Genomic DNA, 17949 nt, shown 5'->3' with positions numbered 1-17949 from the left:
CATCCTAAGGAGACGCGCTCAACGGTCCGAGACCAGCTGCCCGACGACGGATGCCACGGCGTGCGCGACGTCGAGGGCGACGATCGGTCCGCCGCCGTGCCGCTCGGACGCGAGCGCGCCGGCGCGCCCGTGCAGCCAGGCGGCGGTGGCCGCGGCATCCGCGGGTCGGTCGGGGTAGGCGGACAGCAGCGCGCCCAGCACGCCGGCGAGCACGTCGCCCGTCCCGGCGGTGGCGAGCCAGCCGACGCCGGACGTGACCGAGCGCAGGGCGGGGGCGCCCGTGCCGGGGGCGGCGATCAGGGTCGTGCCGCCTTTCAGGAGGACGACCGCGCCCGTCGCCGTCGCGGTATCGGCGGCGGCGGCCTCGCGATCGGGCTGCTCGTCGCGCCCGAGGCGGCGGCGGAGGGCGGTGTGCTCGCGATCGTGCGGAGTGAGCACGAGGCGGGTGGATGTGCCGGCCGGCGCGGACGGCACGAGATCGAGGGCGCCGGCGTCCACGACGACCGGCACCTCTCCGGCGAGGAGCGTCCGGACGGCGGAGGTCTCCGCGGCGGTCCGCGTCTGCGCGGACGTGCCGGAGCCGACGACCCACGCCTGCACCCGGCCGTCGGCGGTGACCGTCTCGGGTCGGCGGTGCAGCACGAGGTCCGCGGCGCGGCGGGGCCCGAGGTAGCGCACCATGCCCACACCCGTGCGCCACGCCGCCTCGACGCCCAGCACGGCCGCCCCCGGGTACTCCTCGGATCCGGTGCGCAGCCCCACGACGCCGCGGGAATACTTGTCGTCGTCGGCGGTTGGCACCCTGAGGAGGGCGGCGGATTCCGCCGCCGACCACGGCCGGGCAGCGCTCATGCCCGCCACTGTACCCCGGCCCCACCCCCGGTCGTTGAGCGAGGCCACCAGGCCGAGTCGAAACGCCCATCCCACCCCCGGTCGTTGAGCGAGGCCGCCAGGCCGAGTCGAAACGCCCACCCCACGACCCCTCCGAAGAGTCACGATGAGCCTGCTGTTCACCCCCTACGATCTGGCCGGACGCACGGTGCGCAACCGCCTGTGGGTCGCGCCCATGTGCCAGTACTCGGCCACCGACGGCGTGCCGAACGACTGGCACCACGTGCACCTCGCGCAGTTCGCCTCGGGCGGTGCCGGCGTCGTGATCGCCGAGGCGACCGCCGTCGTCCCCGAGGGCCGGATCTCACCGGAGGACGTCGGCCTGTGGAACGACGAGCAGCGCGACGCCTGGGCCCCCATCGCCGCCGCGATCCGCTCCCGCGGCGCTCTGCCCGGCGTGCAGCTCGCCCACGCCGGCCGCAAGGCGTCGACGTGGTCGCCCTTCTCGGGCCGCCGCGGCACCGTCCCCCTGAGTGACGGCGGCTGGAGCACCGTCGCGCCGTCCGCCGTCGCCTACGACGGGTTCGAGGCGCCCGAAGCGCTGGACGCCGCCGGCATCGACCGCGTCGTCGAGGCGTTCGCGGATGCCGCGGCGCGCGCCGTCGCCGCCGGCTTCGAGGTGCTCGAGATCCACGCCGCGCACGGCTACCTCCTGCACCAGTTCCTCTCGCCGCTGTCCAATCTCCGCACCGACGAGTACGGCGGCTCCCTCGAGAACCGCGCCCGCCTGCTGCTGCGCGTCGTGGACGCCGTACACGCGGCGGCCCCCGACGCCGCGCTGCTCGTGCGGTTCTCGGCATCCGACTGGGCCGAAGGCGGGTGGGATGCCGCGCACACGGCGACCGTGGCCGCCTGGGCGGCCGCGCGCGGCGCCCACTTCTTCGACATCTCCAGCGGCGGGCTCGTCGCCCATCAGCGCATCACCACCGGTCCCGGCTACCAGGTGCCGCTGGCCGCCGAAGTGCGCCGCGAGGGCGGCGTGGCGGTGAGCGCGGTCGGCGAGATCTCGTCGGGCGCTCAGGCCGAGGAGATCCTCACCTCCGGCGCCGCCGACGTCATCCTCGCCGGGCGCGAGTGGCTGCGCGACCCGCACTTCGCGCTGCGCGCGCAGGTCGAGCTCGGTGAGCCCGACGCGGGCCTCTGGCCGCCGCAGTACCTGCGCGCCCGCCCCGTCGCCCGCTGATCGGGCGGCGCGCGGGCGTGTCGACGCGCTCCGCTCGCTCGACGACCGGGGGGTCATCCCTCCCGGTCGTCGAGCGAGGCCCGCAGGGCCGCGTCGAAACGCCGCCTCTGCTCAGTAGCCGCGACGCGTCGCGTCGTGCACCTCGCCGACGAGCTCCTCGATGATGTCCTCGAGGAACAGCACGGCCGTCGTCTCCCCCGCCGCGTTGCGCACCTGGGCCAGGTGACGGCTCGTGCGCCGCATGAGCGCCAGCGCGTCCTCGAGGTCGGTCGTCTCGGCGACGGGCACCATGTGGTGGATGCGCTTGGGCTTGATCGGAGCGACGATCTTCTCCTCGGCCCCGGCGCCCTCGGCGGCGCGCAGCACGTCCTTCAGGTGCACGTAGCCGATCGGGGCACCCTCGGCATCCACGATCACGTACCGCGAGAACCCGTGCTTGGCGACGGCGCGCTCGATCTCGTCGGGCGTCGTCGTCTCGGGGAGCGTGACCAGCTCGGACAGCGGCACGGCGACGTCGCGCGCCTTCTTGTCGGTGAACTCCACCGCGGCCGTCACCGCGCCCGACGCATCGTCGAGCACACCCTCGATGCGCGACTGGTTCACGATCGTGGCGACCTCGTCGAGCGTGAACGTCGACGCCGCCTCGTCCTTCGGCTCCACGCGGAACAGGCGCACGATGTGGTTCGCGATCCAGTTGAGCGCGACGATGATCGGGTAGAAGAGCTTCGACGTCCACACCAGCGGGGTGGCGAGCAGGAGCACGGCCCGGTCGGGCAGCGAGAACGCGAGGTTCTTCGGCACCATCTCGCCGAACACGACGTGCAGGTACGACACGAGGATCAGGGCGATCGCGAACGCGACGCCGCCGATGACGGCCTCGCTCCACCCCGTGAGTCCGAGCGGCACCTCCAGGAGGTGGTGGATCGCCGGCTCGGAGACGTTCAGGATCAGCAGCGAGCAGATCGTGATGCCGAGCTGGCTCGTGGCCAGCATCAGGGTGGCGTGCTCCATCGCGTACAACGCGGTGACCGCCGTCTTCGACCCCTTCTCGGCGAGCGGCTCGATCTGCGAGCGGCGTGCGGAGATCACGGCGAACTCGGCGCCGACGAAGAACGCGTTGAACGCCAGCAGGACGACCAGCCAGGCGATTCCGGCCCAATCGCTCATCGTCGCTCACCTCCCTCGCGTGCCGCGTCGGGCACGTCGGCACCGTCCGGCAGCGGGTGCGGCGTGAACCGGACGCGGTCGACGCGCCGGCCGTCCATCCGCTGCACCTCCAGCGTCCCGTCCTCGAGATCGATGCGGTCCCCGACGACGGGGATGCGCTCGAGGGTCGACATGAAGAATCCGCCGACGGTGTCGTACACGTCCCCTTCGGGCACGCGGATGCCGGTGCGGTCGAGCACCTCATCCGGACGCAGCTCGGCGGGGAACGTGACCGCTCCGGCCATCCGCACGACGCCGGCCCGGCTGCGGTCGTGCTCGTCGAGCACTTCGCCCACGATCTCCTCCACGAGGTCTTCGAGGGTCACGACCCCGGCCGTCCCGCCGTACTCGTCGACGACGATCGCCATCTGGTAGCCGCGGGAGCGCAGCTCCGACATGACGGCGTCCAGGTGGACGGCCTCGGGCACCCGCAGCGGCTCCTGAGCGATCGCGGCGGCCGGCACGTCGCCGCGACGCTCGCGCGGCACGCTGACGGCCTGCTTGAGGTGCACGATGCCGGTGATGTCGTCCATCGACTCGTCGTAGACGGGGAAGCGGCTGTGGCCCGTGCGCCGGGCGAGCTGGATGACGTCCTCGACGCTGTCACCGGCGGCGACGGCGTGGATGCTGGGCCGCGGGGTCATCACGTCGGCGGTGGTGAGCCGCGCGAAGGTGAGGGTGCGATCCAGCAGGGATGCCGTGTCCTCCTCGAGGAGGCCGGCGCTCGCGGAGCGGCGCACGAGGCTGGACAGCTCCTCGGCCGTGCGGGCGCCCGACAGCTCCTCCTTGGGCTCGATGCCCATGCCGCGCAGCACACCGTTCGCGCTCCCGTTGAGCACGGTGATCGCGGGGCGGAAGACGGTCGTGAAGGCGACCTGGAACGGGATGACGAGCTTGGCGGTCTGACGCGGGATGGCGAGGGCGAAGTTCTTCGGCACCAGCTCGCCGAGGATCATCGAGAACGTCGTGGCGATGACGATGGCCAGGGTGGTGGCGATGACGCGCACGAGCGTGTCGGGCACGCCCCACCCCGCGAGCACGGGGCTGAGCAGGCTCGTCAGCGCGGGCTCCATCGTGTAACCGGTGAGCAGAGTCGTGAGCGTGATGCCCAGCTGCGCGCTCGACAGGTGCGTGGAGGTGATGCGCAGCGCGCTGATGGTCAGCGACAGCCGCGACTCGCCGGCGGCCTGGCGGGCCTCGAGGTCGGCGCGATCGAGGTTGACCAGCGCGAACTCGCTCGCGACGAACAGTCCCGTTCCGATGGTGAGCAGAAGCCCCACGCCCAACATGACGAATTCCATCACGCGTCACCCCCGATCATGCTCGGGGAGGGTCGGTGGGGCGATCGTCTACAACTGGGAGGGTCGTCCATGGTGCAGAAGAGTTTACGGCACCCGGCCCGCGTCTGGGCTGGATGCCGCGGGCACAATGTGAGGGTGGAGCGGATCGAGCACGCAGAAGTCATCGGCGAGCGCGGCGGCATCCGCGTCCGGGCGTTCACCGCGACCGACATCGCCACCTACCGGCGGTGGCTGCAGCCCGATCAGGAGTGGCACCGCTGGGACGGCCCCTACTTTCCGAAGCTCGACAGCACGCAGATCGACGCGGCCTGCGCCCGTCTGGCCGCAGCGGTCGACGACGGCAGTTATGCCGCGCAGTCCCCGCTGCCGCGCGCGGTGATCGCGACCGTCACGGAGCCCGCGACGATGATCGGCAGCGTCTCGTGGTACTGGGAGTCGGAGGAATCGGACTGGCGGCGCATGGGGCTCACCGTGTACGACCCGTCGATCCGCGGCCGCGGGATCGGAACGAATGCGCTGGCCGTCTGGACCGACTACCTCTTCCGCGCCACGGCGGCCGTGCGACTCGACTACTCGACGTGGTCCGGCAATGAGCGCATGCTCGCCGTCGGCCGCCGCCTGGGTTTCACGGAGGAAGCCCGCTTCCGCGACGCCCGCGAGGTGCGCGGCACGCGTTACGACTCGGTGGTCATGGGAGTGCTGCGGCGCGAGTGGGAAGGGCGCGGAGCCGAAGAGGTCACCAGCTGACCGGCAGGGCCTTGCCCTCCTCGTAACCGGCGGCGGACTGCAGCCCGACCGTCGCACGCTCGTGGAACGCGGGCACCGTCGCAGCCCCCGCGTAGGTGAACGAGGACCGCACGCCCGACGTGATCATGTCGACGAGGTCCTCCACGGACGGCCGCAGCGGGTCGAGGTAGATCTTCGACGACGAGATGCCCTCCGCGAACAGCTCCTTGCGGGCACGCTCGTAGGGGTCGAGGCGCCCGAAGCGGCCCTGGACCGCCTTCGTCGAGGCCATCCCCCACGACTCCTTGAAGACGCGGCCGGCCTCGTCGACCTGCAGCTGGCCCGGAGCCTCGATGGTCCCGGCGAACCACGAGCCGATCATGACGGATGCCGCGCCCGCGGCCAGGGCCAGCGCCACGTCGCGCGGGTAGCGCACGCCTCCGTCGGCCCAGACGTGCGCGCCGAGCTCGGCGGCGGCCTGCGCCGTCTCGAGCACGGCGGAGAACTGCGGGCGGCCCACCGCGGTCATCATGCGGGTCGTGCACATCGCGCCCGGTCCGACGCCCACCTTGAGGATGGTCGCCCCCGCACCGACGAGATCGCGCACGCCTTCGGCCGTGACGATGTTGCCGGCCGCGATCGGGATGCCCAGGCCCAGCTCCGACACCGTGTGCAGCGCGCGCAGCATCCCCTCCTGGTGGCCGTGCGCGGTGTCGACGACGAGCACGTCGACGCCGGCCGCGACGAGCGCGCGGGCCTTGGCGGCGACGTCGCCGTTGATGCCCACGGCCGCCGCGACGATCAGCCGACCGTCCGCGTCGACGGCGGGGCGGTACAGCGTCGAGCGCAGCGCCGTGCGCTGCGAGAGCGTGCCGACGAGGTAGCCGTGGTGCAGGACGCAGACGGTCTCGGCGCCCGCGGCGACGATCAGGTCGAAGGCGTGGCGGGCGTCGGTGACGTCGTCGGCGTCGATCGAGGCCCCGCGCCCGCGGGCGAGATCGCCCAGCCGCGCGTCGGGAAGCGCCGTTCCGAGGCGCGTGGCCGGCACGACCCCGAGGATGTCGTCGACGTGGACGCGGGCGGTGTCGCCGGACACCACGACGATGCCGTGGCCCTCCGTCGCGGGAAGCAGCGCCGCGGCCTCGGCGACGGTCGCATCGGCGCCCAGCACGAGGGGCGTGTCCCACGGCACGGGCTGGTCCTTGACCCAGCGGATCGCCGCGTCGATGTCCTGCAGCGGCATGTCCTGCGGCAGCACGCCCAGCCCGCCGCGGCGGGCGAGGGCCGCGGCGAGGCGGGGACCGGTGACCGAGTTCATGTTCGACGCGACCAGTGGGATGGTCGCGGAGGTGCCGTCGCGCGGCGACAGGTCGACGTCCAGCCGGCTCGTCACGCCCGAGCGACGGGGCACGAGGAACACGTCGGAGTAGGTGAGATCGACGGTGGGCTGGGCGCCGGAGAACTGCATGGTTCCCACGGTACCGACAGAAAACCTGGGATACCCTTGATGAACGTGTGCGTGTGGGCCGCGCCATACACAGCAGCGGGCCTCGCACGATCTGAAGTTCATCGATGAAAGCAGGCGCAACCGTGTCCAGTCAGGTGACCGGCGTGGGAACTTCGAGCGACGGCGAGTTCGGGGCCAACGAATGGCTCGTCGCCGAGATGTACGACCAGTTCGCGAAGGATCGCGACTCGGTCGACCGGGCCTGGTGGCCCGTGCTGGAGGCGTACGAGAAGACCCAGACGGATGCCGGGACGCCCGCGCCCGCGACGACGGCCGCCGCATCCGCTCCGGCGCCGACCGCCCCGGCGGCGACCGACGCCCGCCCGATGACCGCGCCGATCCCCGTCGTCGGCGCGCAGCCGGTCGCGCGCACCACCGCGCGGCCCGCCTCGCCGCAGCCCGTGCCGGCCCAGGCGCCGAACACCGACCCGACGCCGACCCCGGCCGCCCGCGAGGACGTCGTCACGCCGCTGCGCGGCATGCCGAAGACCCTCGCCGCGAACATGGACGAGTCGCTCACCGTGCCGACCGCGACGAGCGTGCGCACCGTGCCGGCGAAGCTCATGATCGACAACCGCATCGTGATCAACAACCACATGTCGCGCACGCGCGGCGGCAAGGTCAGCTTCACGCACCTCATCGGCTGGGCGCTCATCCAGGCGCTCAAGGCCTTCCCCAGCCAGAACGTGTCCTACGCCGAGATCGACGGCAAGCCGTCGGTCGTCGCCCCCGCGCACATCAACCTCGGCATCGCGATCGACCTGCCCAAGCCCGACGGCACGCGCGCGCTCATGGTGCCCTCCATCAAGCAGGCGGAGTCGCTGACGTTCGGCGAGTACCTCTCGGCCTACGAGGACCTCGTCAAGCGCGCCCGCGGCGGCAAGCTCACCGCCGCTGACTTCCAGGGCACCACGATCTCGCTGACCAACCCCGGCGGCATCGGCACGGTCCACTCCGTGCCGCGCCTCATGAAGGGCCAGGGCTGCATCGTCGGCGCCGGCGCCCTCGAGTACCCCGCCGAGTTCCAGGGATCGAGCGAGAAGACCCTGGTCGAGCTCGGCATCGGCAAGACGATCACCCTGACCAGCACGTACGACCACCGCGTGATCCAGGGCGCGGGCTCCGGCGAGTTCCTGAAGATCGTCCACGAGCTGCTCACCGGTCAGCGCGGCTTCTACGAGGGCGTCTTCGCGGCCCTGCGCATCCCCTACGCGCCCATCCACTGGGCCGGCGACATCAACGTCGACATCGCCGAGCGCGTCGACAAGACCGCCCGCGTGCAGGAGCTCATCAACTCCTACCGCGTCCGCGGCCACCTCATGGCCGACACGGACCCGCTCGAGTACGTGCAGCGCACGCACCCCGACCTCGAGATCGAGAACCACGGCCTCACCTTCTGGGACCTCGACCGCGAGTTCGTCACGGGAGGTTTCGGCGGCAAGCGGCTCATGAAGCTGCGCGACATCCTGGGCGTCCTCCGCGACTCGTACTGCCGCACGGTCGGCGTCGAGTACATGCACATCCAGGATCCGGCCCAGCGCAAGTGGTTCCAGGACAACGTCGAGGTCAAATACCAGAAGCCGAGCCACGACGAGCAGCTGCGCATCCTCGACAAGCTCAACCAGGCCGAGGCCTTCGAGACCTTCCTGCAGACGAAGTACGTCGGCCAGAAGCGCTTCAGCCTCGAGGGCGGCGAGTCCCTCATCCCGCTGCTCGACCAGATCCTGCAGGGCGCCGCCGGTGCCGGCCTCGACGGCGCCGCCATCGGCATGGCGCACCGCGGCCGCCTCAACGTGCTGACGAACATCGCCGGCAAGACCTACAGCCAGATCTTCCGCGAGTTCGAGGGCTCCGTCGCGATCGGCTCCAAGAGCGGCTCGGGCGACGTGAAGTACCACCTCGGCACGCAGGGCACGTTCGTGTCGGATGCCGGCGAGGAGCTGCCTGTCTACCTCGCCGCCAACCCCTCGCACCTCGAGACGGTCGATGGGGTGCTGGAAGGCGTCGTCCGCGCCAAGCAGGACCGCATGCCGATCGGCTCCTTCTCCTGGCTGCCCATCCTCGTGCACGGCGACGCGGCCTTCGCCGGCCAGGGCGTCGTCGTCGAGACCCTGCAGATGTCGCAGCTGCGCGGCTACCGCACGGGCGGAACGGTGCACGTCGTCGTCAACAACCAGGTCGGCTTCACGACCCTCCCCCAGGACGGGCGCACCTCGGTGTACGCCACGGATGTCGCCAAGACGATCCAGGCGCCCATCTTCCACGTGAACGGCGACGACCCCGAAGCCGTCGTGCGTGTCGCCGAGCTCGCCGTGGCCTACCGCCAGGAGTTCAACCGCGACGTCGTGATCGACCTCGTCTGCTACCGCCGCCGCGGTCACAACGAGGGCGACGACCCGTCGATGACGCAGCCGCTGATGACGAACCTCATCGAGGCGAAGCGCTCCGTGCGCCGCCTCTACACGGAGTCGCTCGTCGGTCGCGGCGACATCACCGAGGAGGAGTACGAGAAGGCCAAGCAGGACTTCCAGAACCGCCTCGAGATCGCCTTCGCCGAGACGCACGCCGCCGAGACCGGCGCCACGGGCATCGTCTCGCCCTCGACGACCGGACCGGTCGACCAGGCCGTCGGCGAGCCGGAGACCACCGGCGTGTCCGTCGAGGTCGTCAACCAGATCGGCGACGCCTTCGTCAACAAGCCCGACGGCTTCACGGTGCACAACAAGCTGCAGCAGCTGCTCGACAAGCGCCTCGACATGAGCCGCAACGGGCAGATCGACTGGGGCTTCGGCGAGCTGCTCGCCTTCGGCTCGGTGCTGATGGAGGGCACCAACGTGCGCCTCGCGGGTCAGGATGCCCGCCGCGGCACGTTCGTCCAGCGTCACGCGGTGCTGCACGACCGGGCGAACGGTCAGGAGTGGCTGCCGCTGGCGAACCTTTCCGAGAGTCAGGGCCGCTTCTACGTCTACGACTCGCTGCTGAGCGAGTACGCGGCGATGGCCTTCGAGTACGGCTACTCGGTCGAGCGGCCCGACACGCTGACGCTGTGGGAGGCGCAGTTCGGCGACTTCGCCAACGGCGCCCAGTCGGTCATCGACGAGTACATCTCCGCGGCCGACCAGAAGTGGGGTCAGCAGTCGAGCGTCGTGCTGCTCCTCCCCCACGGCTACGAGGGCCAGGGGCCCGACCACTCCTCGGCGCGCATCGAGCGCTACCTGCAGATGTGCGCGCAGGACAACATGACCGTCGCGCGCCCCTCCACGCCCGCGTCGTACTTCCACCTGCTGCGCCGTCAGGCCTACGCCCGGCCGCGCCGCCCGCTGATCGTCTTCACGCCGAAGGCGATGCTGCGTCTTCGCGGAGCCACGAGCCCCGTCGACGCGTTCACCAGCGGACGCTTCGAGCCGGTGCTGGACGACGACCGGAACATCGACCCGTCGGGCGTGACGCGCGTGCTGCTGCACTCCGGGAAGATCCACTGGGATCTGAAGGCCGAGCTCGACAAGAAGCCCAACCCGCAGGTCGCGCTCGTGCGCCTCGAGCAGCTCTACCCCGCGCCGATCGACCAGCTCAACGCCGTGATCGAGCGGTACCCGAACGCGCAGCTCGTCTGGGTGCAGGACGAGCCCGAGAACCAGGGCGCGTGGCCGTTCATCGCGCTCGAGGTCGTCAAGCACCTGCACGGTCGCACGATCCGACGCGTGTCCCGCGCCGCCGCCGCCTCGACGGCGACGGGCTCGCCGAAGGTGCACGCGCGCGAGCAGGCCGCGATCCTCGAGAAGGCGCTGACCGTCTGACGCGGCGAGACGAGGGGCCCGACACACCCGACTGGACGACATGGACGTCGCGCTCCTCGTCAACCCGACCGCTCGCGCCTCCGCGCGCACGCACGCCGCGGAGGACGTCGCCGCGCTCCTGCGCGCCCACGGCATCCGCACGACGCTGATCGCGGGCGGGAGCGCCGCCGAATCGACGCGCCTGCTGCGCCTCGCCCTCGACGCGGGCGCCGACGCCGTGCTCGTCGCGGGCGGCGACGGCACGGTCAATCTCGCCGTGCAGGAGCTCGCGGGCACCGGCATCCCGCTCGGCATCGTGCCGACGGGGACCGGCAACGACGTGGCCACGGCCCTCGGGCTGCGCGAGCGCGATGCGCGCGGCGCCGCCGAGGCCGTCGTGGCCGGGTCCACGCGCACGATCGATCTCGCGCGCGTGCGTCGCGCGGACGGCTCGACGACGTCGTACGCGACCGTGCTGGCGAGCGGGTTCGACTCGCGGGTGAACGACCGTGCCAACCGCATGCGCTGGCCCCGCGGACACGTCCGCTACGACCTCGCGATCCTCATCGAGTTCCTGCGGCTGCGCTGCGTCGCCTTCGAGGTGGAGCTCGAGCACGACGACGGCACGATCGAGCGCCGCAGCGAGGAGCTGCTCATGGCGACCGTGGGCAACGGCCCCACCTACGGCGGCGGCATCCCCATCTGCCCGGATGCCGACCTCGCCGACGGGCTGCTCGACGTCACGCTCGTGCGCCCGCTCGGCCGCGCCCGCCTGCTGCGACTGCTGCCCCGCGTCTATCGCGGCACGCACACCGGCCTCGACGAGGTCGTCACCGCACGCGTGCGGCGGGTGCGGCTGTCCGCCCCCGCGACGACCGCCTACGCCGACGGCGACGCAGTGGGGATGCTGCCGCTGGAGGTCGACGTCGTTCCCGGTGCGCTCCGCGTCTTCGCGCCGCCGGCGCGCTGACCCCGTTTCAGGGCCGGGTCACGGACCGCCCCGCAGGGGTGCGGTCAGTGGTGCGTGGCCTGCTCGGCGCGCAGACGCGCGAGCACCTGATCGCGCAGCTGTTCGGGCGCCGTCTCCTTGCAGGCACGCGCGACGACCGCGGTGAGCGTCGTCGCGACCAGTGCCTCGTCGCGGCAGGAGGGGCAGGTCTCCAGGTGGGCACGGATGTCCGCGTGCTCCGTCTTGCAGACTTCGTTGCGGAGGTACTCCTCCAGATCTTTGCGCGCTTTGTCGCAGCCGCAGTCGCTCATTTCCTGCTCCCTGATGAAGAAGTGGCGGGCGCCGGCACATCGATGCCGCGCTCGCGTGCGTAGTCGGCGAGGAGGTCGCGCAGCATCCGTCTGCCACGGTGCAGACGGCTCATGACCGTGCCGATGGGGGTTTTCATGATGTCCGCGATCTCCTGATACGCGAAGCCTTCGACGTCCGCGAGGTAGACCGCCAGCCGGAAGTCCTCGGGGATCGACTGCAGCGCGTCCTTGACCACCGACGCGGGCATGTGGTCGATGGCCTCCGCCTCGGCGGAGCGGCTGCTCGTGGCCGTGGTCGACTCGGCACCGCCGAGCTGCCAGTCCTCGAGGTCGTCGATCGTGCCCTGATAGGGCTCGCGCTGCTTCTTGCGATACGTGTTGATGTACGTGTTGGTGAGGATGCGGTACAGCCACGCCTTGAGGTTGGTCCCCTGCGTGAAGGAGGACCACGAGGCGAACGCCTTGACGAAGGTCTCCTGGACGAGGTCCGCGGCATCCGCCGGGTTCCGCGTCATCCGCATGCCCGCCGCGTACAGCTGGTCCATGAACGGCAGGGCCTGCTCCTCGAACTGCGCGCGGACGTCGATCGCCGTCGACGCGTCCTCCGACGGCGGCTCGGGGTACTCGGACGCTGGGTTCTGGGACACCGTGTCGTCGGGCGCTGAGGCCGCCTGCTCTTCCATCAGCGCCCAGTCTACGTCGGCGATGTCCGCCCGCACGGGTGCGAGTGTCGCGGTCACGGGGCTCCTCTCCCGGTCTGGCTCGGACGGCCCGCCGTGGGGGGCGGCGGCGGTGTCCGATGGGTTCGTTAGGGTAGAACCCGATGACAGTGACCGGGTATTCCCTCCCCCAACCGGCCGCGGATCCCGTCTGGCGGGCGCCGCGTGCGGATGACGCCGTCCAGGCGACGGTATCCGTGCCCGGATCCAAGTCGCTGACGAACCGCAAGCTGGTCCTGGCCGCCCTCGCCGACGGCCCCAGCACGCTGACGTCGCCGCTGCACTCCGAGGACTCGGAGCGCATGATCGCCGCGCTGCGCGCTCTGGGGGTGGAGATCACCGAGGTGCCCGGAGCGGGCACCTTCGGGCCCGACCTGCTCGTCACTCCCCCCGCCACGTTCCGCGGCGACGTCGAGATCGACTGCGGTCAGGCCGGCACCGTCATGCGCTTCGTCGCCCCCCTCGCGGGTCTCGCCGACGGCGACGTCACCCTGACCGCCCATGCCAGCGCGCTGCACCGCCCGATGGGCGAGATGATCAAGGCGCTGCGCGAGATCGGTGCGGACGTCGACGACGGCGGCACCTGGTCGCTGCCCTTCACCGTCCGCGGGCGCGGCCACATCCGCGGCGGAGAGGTCACGATCGACGCGAGCGGCTCCAGCCAGTTCGTCTCCGGCCTCCTGCTCGCCGCCCCCCGCTTCGACGTCGGGCTGCACCTCGTGCACTCCGGGGAGCGTCTGCCCAGCGCGCCCCACATCGAGATGACGATCGAGACGCTCGCCCGCCGCGGCATCCAGGTGGAGCACCCCACCCCCCACGAGTGGGTCGTCCCCGCGGGCACGCTGCGCGGACGGGATGCCGCGATCGAGCCCGACCTGTCCAACGCGGCGCCGTTCCTCGCGGCCGCGATGCTGACGGAGGGCTCCGTCACGATCCCCGGCTGGCCGGCGAGCTCGACGCAGCCCGGCGCACTGCTGCCCGAGATCCTCACCGTGCTGGGCGGACGCGCGTCGCGGCGAGGAGGGGCGCTGACGGTCACCGGAGGCCCCCGGATCGCCGGTGTCGACCTCGACCTCAGCGCGGCGAGCGAGCTCGCGCCGACGCTGTTCGCGCTCGCGGCGTTCGCCGACGCCCCGACCACGCTCCACGGCATCGGTCACATCCGCGGCCACGAGACGAACCGCATCGACGCCCTCATCGGCAATCTCCGCAATATCGGCGGGCGCGCCGAAGAGCTGCCCGACGGCATCCGGATCATCCCCGCGCCCCTGCACGGCGGGCTGTGGCGTGCGCACCACGATCACCGCATCGCCACGGCCGGTGCGCTGATCGGTCTTCGCGTCCCCGGCATCGAGGTCGATCACATCGAGACTACCGCCAAGACGATGCCCGAGTTCCCCCAGCTCTGGGCGCGCATGCTGGGCGCCGAGACCGACGACGGAACCGGCGTACGGCGGCCGTGAGATGAGCTGGCTGGACCTCGACGACGACGACGAACCCGAGTTCGACGAGGCCGACATCCGTGTCCGCCCGAACCCGAAGGCCAACCGGCCCCGGACGAAGCGGCGACCGGCGCACGCCGACGCGCGCATCGCGCGCGTGCTGGGCGTCGACCGGGGGCGGTACACGGTGCTCATCGACGAGGACGGACCCGAGGAGCACACGGCGCTCGCGACACGCGCGCGCGAGCTGCGCAAGCAGCCCATCGTCACGGGAGACCGCGCCCGCGTCGTGGGCGACACCACGGGCGACGACGGGACCCTGTCGCGGATCGTGGGGATCGAGGACCGTTCGTCGCTGCTGCGCCGCAGCGCCGACGACACCGACCAGGTCGAACGCGTCGTCGTCGCCAACGCCGATCAGATGCTCATCGTGGTGGCGGCGGCCGACCCCGAGCCGCGTCCGCGCCTCGTCGACCGGTACCTCATCGCCGCGCTGGATGCCGGCATCCACCCGCTCCTGGTGGTCACCAAGACCGACCTCGCCGACCCCTCCGGCTTCCTGGCGCACTTCGAGGGGCTGGACGACCTGGAGATCTTCACGAGCGGGCGCAGCAGCATGCCGGTCGATGAGATCGGCACCCGGCTCGTGGGCCACTCGACCGTGTTCGTGGGCCACTCCGGCGTGGGCAAGTCGACGCTCGTGAACGCGCTCGTCCCGAGCGCCGACCGGGCCACCGGCCACGTGAACGAGGTCACCGGACGCGGCCGTCACACCTCGAGCTCGACCGTCTCGCTGCGGTATCTCGGCGACGGCGGCCGCGGGTGGGTGATCGACACCCCGGGGGTCCGTTCGTTCGGGCTGGGCCACGTCGACCCCGCGAACATCCTCAAGGCGTTCACCGACCTCGCCGCGATCGCGCAGGAGTGCCCGCGCGGCTGCACGCACCTGCCGGACGCACCCGACTGCGCGATCGTCGAGGCGGTCGCGGAGGGCCGTCTCGGAGAACGCGGCGCCGCCCGCCTGGATTCGCTGCAGCGGCTCCTGTCGACCTTCGCCTGATCGTAGGCTGGTGGCATGGCCCGCCTCGAACCCGGTACCCCCGCTCCCGACTTCACGCTCGTCGACCAGGACGACGCTCCGGTCAGCCTGCGCGATCTGCGCGGCGCCCCCGTCGTGCTCTTCTTCTACCCGGCCGCGATGACCCCGGGGTGCACCACCGAGGCGTGCGACTTCCGCGACAGCCTCGGCCCGCTGCAGGCCGCCGGGTACACCGTCGTCGGCATCTCGCGCGACGACCCCGCGACGCTGCGTCGTTTCCGGGAGCGCGACGCCCTCACCTACCCGCTCCTGAGCGACCCCGACCACGCGATCCACGACGCCTACGGCGCCTGGGGCGAGAAGATGAACTACGGCAAGCTCGTCGAGGGCGTCATCCGCTCGACGGTGATCCTGGATGCCGAGGGCGTCGTCACCCACGCGCTGTACAACGTCAAGGCGACCGGGCACGTCGCGCGCGTGCGGTCGCTGCTCGGCGTCGGCTGACGACGCGCCGCGACGAGGATCACCCGCGGTCCGGGGCGTCCCGACGCCCGGCCGCGGCACGCACGGCGGCGAACAGGGCGATGAGCCCCACGACCGCGGGCAGGGCCGTCCAGAGCGCCGTCTGCGGCGACGGGGTCGGACCGGTGATCGCCCCCAGCGCCACGGCGAGGATGAGCAGCTGCGCCACGATGCCTCCGGAGCGCCCCCACGACTGGCCGCGGAAGACGGCGACGGCGAAACCGACCAGCGCGACGGCGCCGATCGCCGTGAGGACGATGAGCGCGACGGAGCTGACGGCGTCATCCGTGTCGCCGGAGACGAGGGCGACGATCTCCCACCCCGCGAGAACGAAGACGGCGACCGCCTCCAGCGCCAGGATGGCCGCGGCGATACGCTCCGAACTCGTTGTCGTCATGGGCGCAGGTCCTCTCGTGCAGCCGATCCACAGCACACGCCGGGGGAAATGCCGAGTTCACCCTTGATTCATCTGAATGACCATGGGAGCATTGAACTATCCGTGTGCTCCCACAGTGGCGTGGGGCGAGCGTCTGCTCGCACACCATCAGGGTAATCGACGCCCGACGTCACACCCACCCGAACTTCTCATCCCGCATCAAGGAGCACCCCCTATGGATTGGCGCGACAAAGCCGCCTGCCTGACCGTCGACCCCGAGCTGTTCTTCCCCGTGGGGAACACCGGACCCGCTGTCGATCAGATCGAGAAAGCCAAGTCCGTGTGCGCGCGCTGCACCGTCACGGAGGTCTGCCTGCAGTACGCCCTCGAGACCGGTCAGGACTCGGGCGTCTGGGGAGGCCTCTCCGAGGACGAGCGCCGCGCCCTCAAGCGCCGCGCCGCGCGCGCCCGCCGCGCCAGCTGAGCCGCGCCTTCGCGTCTCAGCTCTGCGCGCGCCCGAGGTAGCGCATCGGGATCTCGATGGTCACCTCGGTGCCGGACCCGACGAGGGTGTGCCAGTCGATGGTTCCGCTGAGCTCACCCTGGATCAGCGTGCGCACGATCTGCGTCCCGAGCCCCCGCCCGACCTGACCCTCGGGAAGCCCGACGCCCGTGTCGCGCACCTTCACGCCGAGCTGCTCCTCGGTGCGTTCGGCGATGATCTCGACCTCGCCCTCCTGGTCGACCAGACCGTGCTCCACGGCGTTGGTCACGAGCTCGGTGAGCGCGAGGGCGAGGGGCGTCGCGTACTCGCTCGGCAGCGTGCCGAAGGTGCCGGTCTTTCGTGTGCGCGCGCGGGTGTTCGGCGACGCGGCCACCTCGGCCACGAGCTTGAGGACGCGGTCGAACACGTCGTCGAAGTCGACATTCTGGGCGAGCCCCTCCGAGAGCGTGTCGTGCACGACCGCGATCGCCGACACGCGCCGCATGGCGTGCGTGAGCGCGTCGCGCGCCTCGTCGGAATGCGTGCGACGCGACTGGATGCGCAGCAGTGACGCGACCGTCTGCAGGTTGTTCTTCACCCGGTGGTGGATCTCCCGGATCGTCGCGTCCTTGGTGATCAGCTCCTGCTCCTGGTGGCGGATCTCGGTGACGTCGCGGCAGAGCACGATGGCCCCGATCCGGGTCCCGTGATCCTTGAGCGGGATGGTGCGCAGCGAGACCGTGACCCCGCGCGCCTCGATGTCGGCGCGCCACGGGGCGCGTCCGGCCATCACGATGGGAAGGGACTCGTCGAAGTCGCGCCCCTTCGGCAGGATGCCGGTCGCCACCTCGAGCAACGACTCGCCCTCGAGCTCGTCGTCGAATCCCAGCCGGTTGAACGCCGAGAGGGCGTTCGGGCTCGCGAAGGTGGTCACGCCGTCGACGTCCATGCGGATCAGACCGTCGGAGGCGCGGGGAGCGCCCCGGCGGGGGGAGGTCGGCGCGGCGAGGTCGGGGAAGTCGGCGCTGGCGATCATGCCGAACAGATCGTCCGCGCAGTCGTTGAAGGTGATCTGCTGTCGCGACGGCGTGCGGGCCTCGCCCAGGTTGGTGTGCCGGGTGAGCACGCCGACGACGGTCGGCGGGTTCCCGCCGCCCCCGACCGTGCGCACGATGGGCACGGCGCGCACGCGCGTGGGCGTCTCCTCGAACCAGTCCGGGGATGCCGAGTCGACGATCTCGACGCGGGTGAAGGCGTCGCGCACCTGGGTGCGCCACTGCGGCCGGACCAGGTCGCCGACGATGTCGCGGTAGAACAGCGTCGCCGCTCCGCTCGGACGGGTGTGTGCGACGGCGATGAAGGAGTCGTCGGCCGTCGGCACCCAGATCACGATGTCGGCGAAAGCGAGGTCCGCGAGCAGCTGGCCGTCACCGGCGAGCCGGTGCAGCCACTCGATGTCCGCGCCCGTCGAGCGGCCCTGGGCATAGACGAGATCGCTGAGCGTCGACACGCACCCA

At 71.5% G+C, this 17949-nt stretch carries 16 protein-coding genes; 8 read left to right on the top strand and 8 right to left on the bottom strand.

The window, feature by feature from the left end; all coding sequences use genetic code 11:
* Positions 1-18 precede the first annotated feature (18 nt).
* Positions 19-852 (bottom strand): NAD(P)H-hydrate dehydratase, encoded by an 834-nt coding sequence (locus tag AC6CQV_RS02855; protein ID WP_498260208.1) that lies wholly within the window; start codon positions 850-852, stop codon positions 19-21.
* 145 nt (positions 853-997) lie between these two features.
* Here AC6CQV_RS02855 and AC6CQV_RS02850 point away from each other — a divergent pair, with 145 nt between their 5' ends.
* The gene (locus AC6CQV_RS02850; RefSeq protein WP_498260207.1) at positions 998-2074 is read left to right on the top strand and encodes an NADH:flavin oxidoreductase/NADH oxidase; all 1077 of its coding nucleotides are present in this window, start codon (positions 998-1000) and stop codon (positions 2072-2074) included.
* 111 nt (positions 2075-2185) lie between these two features.
* Here AC6CQV_RS02850 and AC6CQV_RS02845 read toward each other — a convergent pair whose 3' ends face one another.
* Both AC6CQV_RS02845 and AC6CQV_RS02840 read right to left on the bottom strand, forming a co-directional pair.
* Complete coding sequence (locus AC6CQV_RS02845) at positions 2186-3241, bottom strand: hemolysin family protein (RefSeq protein ID WP_060960900.1); 1056 nt, start codon at positions 3239-3241, stop codon at positions 2186-2188.
* Positions 3238-4581 carry a hemolysin family protein gene (locus AC6CQV_RS02840; protein ID WP_060960901.1) on the bottom strand — a complete coding sequence of 448 codons (1344 nt, stop codon included), beginning with the start codon at positions 4579-4581 and terminating at the stop codon, positions 3238-3240. The genes AC6CQV_RS02845 and AC6CQV_RS02840 overlap by 4 nt, the downstream gene beginning before the upstream one ends.
* A gap of 135 nt (positions 4582-4716) precedes the next feature.
* On the opposite strand from AC6CQV_RS02840, the gene AC6CQV_RS02835 reads away from it, so the two are divergent.
* Positions 4717-5328 (top strand): GNAT family N-acetyltransferase, encoded by a 612-nt coding sequence (locus AC6CQV_RS02835; RefSeq protein ID WP_498260206.1) that lies wholly within the window; start codon positions 4717-4719, stop codon positions 5326-5328.
* Here the strand turns inward: AC6CQV_RS02835 and guaB1 are convergent.
* Positions 5318-6775 (bottom strand): GMP reductase, encoded by a 1458-nt coding sequence (guaB1, locus tag AC6CQV_RS02830; RefSeq protein WP_061782074.1) that lies wholly within the window; start codon positions 6773-6775, stop codon positions 5318-5320. The genes AC6CQV_RS02835 and guaB1 overlap by 11 nt on opposite strands.
* A gap of 122 nt (positions 6776-6897) precedes the next feature.
* Between guaB1 and AC6CQV_RS02825 the strand changes: the two genes are divergently transcribed.
* Both AC6CQV_RS02825 and AC6CQV_RS02820 read left to right on the top strand, forming a co-directional pair.
* Entirely contained in the window at positions 6898-10611 is a 3714-nt protein-coding gene (locus AC6CQV_RS02825) for a multifunctional oxoglutarate decarboxylase/oxoglutarate dehydrogenase thiamine pyrophosphate-binding subunit/dihydrolipoyllysine-residue succinyltransferase subunit (RefSeq protein WP_498260205.1), read from the top strand.
* Positions 10612-10651: 40 nt separating this feature from the next.
* A complete protein-coding gene (locus tag AC6CQV_RS02820) occupies positions 10652-11560 on the top strand; it encodes a diacylglycerol kinase (RefSeq protein WP_498260204.1) in 909 nt (302 codons plus the stop codon).
* Positions 11561-11604: 44 nt separating this feature from the next.
* Here the strand turns inward: AC6CQV_RS02820 and AC6CQV_RS02815 are convergent, their stop codons facing one another.
* Positions 11605-11850 (bottom strand): zf-HC2 domain-containing protein, encoded by a 246-nt coding sequence (locus AC6CQV_RS02815; protein WP_060960904.1) that lies wholly within the window; start codon positions 11848-11850, stop codon positions 11605-11607.
* Positions 11847-12590 (bottom strand): sigma-70 family RNA polymerase sigma factor, encoded by a 744-nt coding sequence (locus AC6CQV_RS02810; RefSeq protein WP_082734285.1) that lies wholly within the window; start codon positions 12588-12590, stop codon positions 11847-11849. The genes AC6CQV_RS02815 and AC6CQV_RS02810 overlap by 4 nt, the downstream gene beginning before the upstream one ends.
* 83 nt (positions 12591-12673) lie before the next feature.
* Between AC6CQV_RS02810 and aroA the strand changes: the two genes are divergently transcribed.
* From aroA to bcp, 3 genes are read left to right on the top strand one after another with little or no spacing between them, the layout of a single operon-like run.
* The gene (gene aroA, locus AC6CQV_RS02805; RefSeq protein ID WP_498260203.1) at positions 12674-14032 is read left to right on the top strand and encodes a 3-phosphoshikimate 1-carboxyvinyltransferase; all 1359 of its coding nucleotides are present in this window, start codon (positions 12674-12676) and stop codon (positions 14030-14032) included.
* A gap of 1 nt (position 14033) precedes the next feature.
* A complete protein-coding gene (gene rsgA / locus AC6CQV_RS02800) occupies positions 14034-15071 on the top strand; it encodes a ribosome small subunit-dependent GTPase A (protein ID WP_061782072.1) in 1038 nt (345 codons plus the stop codon).
* 15 nt (positions 15072-15086) lie between these two features.
* A complete protein-coding gene (gene bcp / locus AC6CQV_RS02795; protein ID WP_498260202.1) occupies positions 15087-15554 on the top strand; it encodes a thioredoxin-dependent thiol peroxidase in 468 nt (155 codons plus the stop codon).
* A gap of 19 nt (positions 15555-15573) precedes the next feature.
* Here bcp and AC6CQV_RS02790 read toward each other — a convergent pair whose 3' ends face one another.
* Positions 15574-15969: a histidine kinase gene (locus tag AC6CQV_RS02790; RefSeq protein WP_498260201.1), complete on the bottom strand. Its 396-nt coding sequence runs from the start codon at positions 15967-15969 to the stop codon at positions 15574-15576.
* Positions 15970-16183: 214 nt separating this feature from the next.
* On the opposite strand from AC6CQV_RS02790, the gene AC6CQV_RS02785 reads away from it, so the two are divergent.
* Positions 16184-16432 (top strand): WhiB family transcriptional regulator, encoded by a 249-nt coding sequence (locus tag AC6CQV_RS02785; RefSeq protein WP_005048317.1) that lies wholly within the window; start codon positions 16184-16186, stop codon positions 16430-16432.
* Between the two features lie 16 nt (positions 16433-16448).
* Here the strand turns inward: AC6CQV_RS02785 and AC6CQV_RS02780 are convergent, their stop codons facing one another.
* Entirely contained in the window at positions 16449-17942 is a 1494-nt protein-coding gene (locus AC6CQV_RS02780) for a sensor histidine kinase (RefSeq protein ID WP_060960909.1), read from the bottom strand.
* Positions 17943-17949 lie beyond the last annotated feature (7 nt).

It is taken from the genome of Microbacterium sp. EG9 (assembly GCF_059759475.1).
The sequence above is the reverse complement of the archived record's forward strand: the minus strand, read 5'-3'. Positions and strand labels throughout refer to the sequence as shown.